Origin of the sequence: Alteromonas sp. McT4-15, from assembly GCF_020515205.1 — a bacterium.
Taxonomy (GTDB): Bacteria; Pseudomonadota; Gammaproteobacteria; order Enterobacterales; family Alteromonadaceae; genus Alteromonas.
Window position 1 is genome coordinate 1 of the sequence record NZ_JAJALG010000064.1, and the last position, 6,930, is coordinate 6,930.

Annotated in this window: 4 protein-coding genes; all 4 read left to right on the top strand. The window is 44.4% G+C overall.

Annotation, left to right across the window (positions count from 1 at the left end; genetic code table 11):
• Positions 1-439 precede the first annotated feature (439 nt).
• The 4 genes from LHL20_RS20370 (at position 440) to LHL20_RS20385 (ending at position 6,772) form a co-directional block, all read left to right on the top strand.
• Positions 440-817, top strand: coding sequence for a hypothetical protein (locus tag LHL20_RS20370; RefSeq protein WP_156077905.1), 378 nt, complete (start codon positions 440-442; stop codon positions 815-817).
• Between the two features lie 68 nt (positions 818-885).
• Positions 886-2,232: a TolC family protein gene (locus LHL20_RS20375; protein ID WP_168477367.1), complete on the top strand. Its 1,347-nt coding sequence runs from the start codon at positions 886-888 to the stop codon at positions 2,230-2,232.
• A 13-nt stretch (positions 2,233-2,245) separates the two neighbouring features.
• Positions 2,246-3,553 carry an efflux RND transporter periplasmic adaptor subunit gene (locus LHL20_RS20380; protein WP_168477369.1) on the top strand — a complete coding sequence of 436 codons (1,308 nt, stop codon included), beginning with the start codon at positions 2,246-2,248 and terminating at the stop codon, positions 3,551-3,553.
• A gap of 15 nt (positions 3,554-3,568) precedes the next feature.
• Positions 3,569-6,772 carry an efflux RND transporter permease subunit gene (locus LHL20_RS20385; RefSeq protein ID WP_071980020.1) on the top strand — a complete coding sequence of 1,068 codons (3,204 nt, stop codon included), beginning with the start codon at positions 3,569-3,571 and terminating at the stop codon, positions 6,770-6,772.
• Positions 6,773-6,930: the final 158 nt, after the last annotated feature.

Genomic DNA, 6,930 nt, shown 5'->3' on the forward strand with positions numbered 1-6,930 from the left:
ATTAAGCTTGGAAACGAAAGTAACCCACAGCTGGAGGCTATATAATACAAAGCCTGTAGCATTCTATGTTACTTTAGAGGGGAAAATCCCTAGAACCCCTAAATGAGGGATATTTCTCCGTACTAATCCACATAAGACAATAGTCAAAGCCGAAGTCATCTGGAAACGACCTATTTTGTTCAATCACATTAACACCTAAATCATCCGTTATTCACACTGCTAAGCCTTCCCCCAGGGGGTTACGCGTTCATACATCTACTTTTTCAAGATATTTCTTAACCAATAGTAAAAATTGTAACCACCCCTCATCTCGACGTCTAATTTATACAACCTGAAACATTACAACATGTGATGTCTAAAGTATTTCCCAACTGTAAGCTAGAATTTGCCAATGAACAATGTCGTGACGAAGTGAAATAGACTTGGTAGACTCACGCTTATGAAAAATTTAAAACGAATAAGTTACATCATGATCTCGCTGATACTCTTTCAGTCGTTTTCTGCTGTGGCCAATTCATTAGATTTTCATGCAATAGATACTCAACATTTGCAACATGAACACAATCATGCTGAGCATGATAAGAGTTTGTCATCAACAAGTATTCAAGATGCAAGTACCGACCAAGTAAAGGGGCAGCATAACCCAGCCGACTGTCATCACTGTGGTCATTGCCATGGTACACATGTTCAGTGGGTCGGTCATGACAGTATCAGTAAACACCATCACGTGGTGTCCAACCACAACTTTAACTATCTAGATGCTCTTATAGACGCACCTATCAACCGCCTACTGCGCCCACCTAAGCAAAAATCCTAAATTCTGTTTAAAGCTCGTCGCGATAACCTTAAACGCGACGTCCGTTATTATTTAATTTTAGGATTATTATGAATCTCACTCATTTTATTGGGCGTGACCTGCATGTCAGGCCGCCACTGCTATCTGCGTCTTTTAAGCGTATTCAAACAACAAAAGCCACATCATTGAGACGGCTTAGCTTACTTACATTTAATGGCACCAAACTGCTGTGCACTTGCTTATTGTTTGTACCGATTTTTGCTCATGCGCAAAATCAGAACTGGGAAAGTTGGTTCTCTTCACAGATAAACAAACATCCCGATATTGTCGCGGCCAAAGAACAATTGTTAAGCACAGGTGCGCTCGCTGATGCTTCTGAACGAGCCCTTTATAACCCTGAATTGTCAACTGACTATACGCGTAATGGCGATAACAATGACTACAGCGTGGGTGTTGAACAGACAATCGACCTTTGGGACAGGCAAGGCGCAAGGCGACAAAAAGCGGGTTTTATGCGCACTGCTGCACAAGCTCAATACCAAGAAGTCGTTTTAAACAAATCAGCTGATGCTATTGATGCATTAATCAATTGGCGTGCAGCAAGAAGTGCCGCTGTAATTGCAAAATCACAACAACAGCAACTTAATTCGTTACTTGAATTGGTCGAAATACGTCAAGCGGCTGGTGATCTAGGGAGTATCGATGCAGAGCTTACCTTTTTGTCGTTATCGAAACAATTTGCTCAAGTGGCGGGAGCAGAGGCTCAACTTCAAATGGCCGAAGCAATGGTGCGGGAGTTACTTCCTGATTGGGAGCCAGAGCGAGGGATTATACCCGACGACTTTTGGCCTTCTAATGCTACATATCCGTCTGATGAAGAATTACTAAAACACCCAAAAGTAGCAAGCGCTTATGCGCAATGGCTCACGCAAAAAGAAGAAGCAGAAGTCACTAGACGTAGTGCAAAAGCAAATCCTACTTTTGGTATTAATGCAGGGCAGGAAGCGCGAGAAAACACCGTTGGGCTGACCTTTTCCATACCGTTAAACATTCGCAACGATTACAGTGCAGAAACTCGCGCCGCAGAACGCATGGCGTTAGAAACTGAAGCACGTTTTAGAGCGCAGTATCGGAAACTTCGTTTCGATTTAAAAGGAGCGTTTGGCGCGTGGCAAAGCTACAACCTACAGTTTACGCAATGGCAATCATTGGTAAAGGGTCGCATCGAGAGTAGTGGTGATTTGTTAGAGAAGCAGTGGCGCAGTGGCGATTTATCAACGACTAACTACCTTATTGCACTGAATCAACGCGCAGAAAGTTTACTGTCTGGCATAGAGCTCGAAAAGCAAACGCGCATAGCATTAAAAAATCTCATGCTGCAATCAGGTCGTCTTATCGACTTGCCCCCAGTTCAACACGATTTCTCAATTGAGTAACAGGATTAACAAAATGAATAAAACAGTATTAGCAGTTTTCATCGCCACATTTGTCGGCGCTGCACCAAGTTTCGCACAAAAGTCTGATCAACAGCATGCTCACAATGAAACGGTAACAAGCATCGATAAAAGCATAAAAGATAAACATGACGAACATACTGATGATGGTCATGAAGAACATGAACTACAAGATGGTCAAAAGCTTGATGAGCATGGAGGCGAGGGTGCCGATGAACATGATGATCACGAAAGCGAACATGCTCATGATAAAGGTGAAAACGAGGATAAAGATGATGAAGAGCATGATGAAACTGCTTCTGCATCGTTAGACTCCAATCAAATGGCATTAGCCAACATTAAAGTAAGCACACTAAGCCCCAAAATTGTCAATTATACTTTGTATGCACCGGGTGAAATATTTTCAAACGGCTATAGCAGCTATAGAGTATCACCCAGAGTGGCATCCGTTGTCACGCGTCGTCATGTGGCATTGGGAGACAGGGTAAATAAAGGCCAAGTGCTTGTCACGCTTTTTAGCGAAACCGTTGCGCAAGCACAAGCCAATTACCGAACAACATATCCAGAATGGGAAAGAGTAAAAGGACTTGGTCGAAAAACTGTTGGAGAGCAGCGCTACATTGATGCAAAAGCTAATTTTGAAGCGGCTAGTGCAGTATTAATCTCATATGGTTTATCCGATGCAGATTTGAAAACGCTCACCTCACAGCAATCAATAACATTAGGAGAATATCGCTTACGTGCTGAAATTGATGGCGCGGTACTCAGTGACTCGTTTGAACAAGGTCAGCGTATTGATGCGGGAGAGCCGTTGATCTCGTTGGCAGATGAAAGTGAACTTTGGGTAGAAGCGCATCTACCATCGAATATTAACCTGCGGTTAGGTGCAGGTTCTCCGGCACAAATCAAAGTGGGAGACTTCACAGTTGATGCAACGGTTACACAAGAGGCACATACCATTGACCCAATTACTCGAACGAGAACGGTTCGGCTATTAGTGAGCAACCCTGAACATCGTTTGCATCCTGGTCAATTTGCCGAGGTGTATTTCCGTTTTCTGACAAAAATGCCGGTAATGGCTGTTTCAGAAAGTGCGCTAATGCGAGGGCCCGATGGAGACTGGATGGTATTTGTAGAAGATCATCCCGGCGAGTTTTTACCCGTCGAAGTTGAACTTGGAAGAGCGCTTGGTGGCTTGCGGGAAATAACCGGTGTAGAGCCGGGTTCTCGCGTAGTAAGCGAAGGTGCTTTTTTTGTCGCTTCACAAATCGCTAAAGGCGGTTTTGACCCACACAACCACTAATTAGGAGGAGTCTTTATGTTTAATAAATTAATTGATTGGGCTGTTACTAATCGTTTGTTAGTGGTGATTGCTCTGACAACGTTAATAGTCAGCGCGGTTTTTGTTATTCCAAAACTGAATTTGGATGCATTTCCAGATGTCACCAACGTGCAAGTATCTGTCAATACAGAAGCACCGGGGTTAGCTGCCGAAGAAGTAGAGCAGTTAATTACTTATCCAATAGAAGCGGTGATGTATGCCTTACCGGATGTGATGGAAGTGCGCTCTATTTCCAAAACAGGTCTTTCAGGTGTGACCGTTGTGTTTAGCGAGGACACAGATATCTATTTTGCACGTCAATTGGTATTCGAGCGTCTGCAAGCGGCTAAAGAGTTAATTCCCGAGGGCGTCGGTACGCCAGAAATGGGACCCAACACATCAGGATTGGGGCAAGTGTATCAGTATCTATTGTTGGCTGAGCCCGATTCAGGCCTAGACGCTATGGCGTTGCGTAGTTTAAATGATTGGGTGGTGAAATTGCTGCTGCTTCCTGCCGATGGCGTAACGGATGTGCTCTCTTTTGGTGGGGAAGTACGCCAATACCAAGTTAACCTCAATCCATCTCAATTACTTGGATATGGCTTGACTCAAGATATAGTGATGGAAGCACTTGAGCGGAATAATACCAATGTGGGGGGGTGGTATATGAACCGAGGGCAGGAGCAACTTGTGATAAGAGGCACTGGCTGGTTAGATCATGGCGAGGAAGGGTTAGAGCAATTACGTCAGGTACCTTTAAAAACCGTAGACGGAACAACGATTACTGTATCCGATGTGGCGAACGTTGAGTTAGGTAGCGAAATTCGTCAGGGTGCTGCCACCATGACCAGAAAAGACGCCGACGGTAACATTCAAAACTTAGGTGAAGTCGTCTCAGGCATTGTACTTAAGCGCATGGGAGCTAACACGAAAGCCACAATTGATGGCGTCAATGCTCGTATTCAGCGAATTAACCAAGCATTGCCTGATGGCGTGAGTTTTGAAGTATTCTACGATCAAGCTGACTTAATTACTCAAGCCGTGGATACGGTTGTAAATGCGCTAATGTTAGCGTTCGTATTTATTATTGTTATTCTAGCTTTATTTTTGATGAATCTACGAGCCACGTTTTTAGTCCTGATTTCGATCCCTATTTCTATTGGTATTGCCTTAATGGTCATGTCGTGGTTTGGACTTTCTGCCAACCTTATGTCGCTTGGGGGCATTGCAGTGGCAATCGGCATGCTAGTAGATGGCTCAGTGGTAATGGTTGAAAACATGTTTAAACACTTGACTCACACTGATGCTGAGCATGATCACAAGAGACAATTGGGTGAACATGTTGAAGATGATGATCCATTAGACTCGTCCCATGATACGCACGGTATCGCTTTGCGATTACAAGAAGCGGGCAAGGAGGTAGCCCGGCCTATCTTCTTCGCAACAGCCATAATCCTTGTGGTATTCATGCCTTTGTTTAGCTTTGAAGGCGTTGAAGCAAAATTATTTCAACCAATGGCTATTAGTATTATGTTGGCCATGCTTTCGGCGGTATTAGTTGCACTGATTATTGTACCGGCATTGGCGACGTATCTATTTAAAAAAGGCGTGAAACCACGAGAAAGCGTTGTGTTGAAACCTTTAGACGCGGGGTATCGCAAAGGGCTATCGTGGGCAATTTTGCATAAAAAAGTAGTGATTGGAATTGCTGCAATTATGGTAGTCGCTGCTGGTGTAGTGCTTCCTCGGCTTGGCACAGAGTTTGTACCAGAACTGGAAGAGGGCACCATTAACTTGCGTGTTACTTTAGCGCCTTCATCTAGTTTAGATACTGCCCTAGAGGTCTCCCCTAAGCTTGAGAATATATTAATGGGGTTTCCAGAAGTCACCTATACATTGTCGCGTATCGGTCGCGCCGAAATAGGAGGCGATCCTGAGCCTGTAAACAATATCGAAATTTATATCGGGTTAAAGCCAGTGCCTGAATGGACAAGTGCAAGTAACCGCTATGAACTGCAAGCGTTAATGGAAGAAAAAATGGAGCAACATCCGGGTTTGCTCTTCAATTTTTCTCAACCTATCGCGACAAGAGTGGACGAGTTGTTATCGGGTGTAAGAGCTCAACTTGCCATTAAATTATTTGGACCTGATCTTGACATCTTGGCTGAAAAAGGCCAAGCCATTGAAGCTTTAGTAAAAGAAGTTGAAGGTGCAAGAGATGTTGCTATGGAGCAAATTGCCGGTGAATCTCAACTGATTGTGACACCGAATCGCCGCGCTCTGTCGCGCTATGGGTTGGCCGTGGGTGATGTAATGGAGCTCGTAAGCGAAGGTTTAGGTGGAGCCAGCGCTGGCCAAATCATCAATGGTAATGAGCGCTATGATATTTATGTCAGGCTTGCTGAACAATTTCGAAATAACAGTCAAACGATAGCCGACTTGCGCTTACAAACTCCGTCAGGTGCATGGGTTCGTTTAGGAGATGTTGCAGAAGTGACGATTGCTTCTGGTCCACCGCAAGTCAGACGTGATGACGTACAGAGGCGAGTTGTTATCCAGGCAAATGTTCAAGGTCGAGACATGGGTAGCGTGGTGGCAGATATTCGTCAATCTATTGATGAGCAGCTAGCACTGCCTACTGGCTATTCAGTGGATATTGGCGGGCAATTTGAGAATCAACAACGGGCGCAGAAACGATTATCACTAGTTGTGCCGCTTTCGTTGGGCTTAATTGCATTACTACTGTACTTTGCTTTTGCTTCGTTTGGTCAGGCAATGCTGATCCTCGTGAATGTGCCTCTAGCTGTGATAGGCGGAGTATTTTCACTTTGGTTATCAGGGCAATATCTTTCTGTACCGAGCTCCGTAGGTTTTATTACCTTATTTGGAGTGGCGGTCCTAAATGGGGTGGTGATGGTAGAAAGCATCAATCAGCGCATTGCAGACGGATTATCAGTATCTGACGCTGTATTCGATGGTGCTACATCAAGACTTCGGCCAGTGTTGATGACGGCGATTACATCTGCGCTAGGGCTAATTCCAATGTTAATGTCTAACGGCGTGGGTGCTGAAATCCAAAAACCGTTAGCAAGTGTTATTGTAGGCGGCTTAGTAACCGCGACATTTTTGACGCTCTTTGTACTGCCTGTGCTTTTTGCCTGGTTTTCAAAAGGGAAGTTAAAAGATATGACAAGAGCATAATCTTAATTTGAGCTGGCCTGTTGCATGCGATAAGCATCGATAGGCTAGCATCAAACCTTATAGGGGTTCTAGGGATTTTCCCCTCTAAAGTAACATAGAACGCTACAGGTATTATATTATATGGTCTGTGGCGGTGGGTTACCTTCCAATATTCTGCC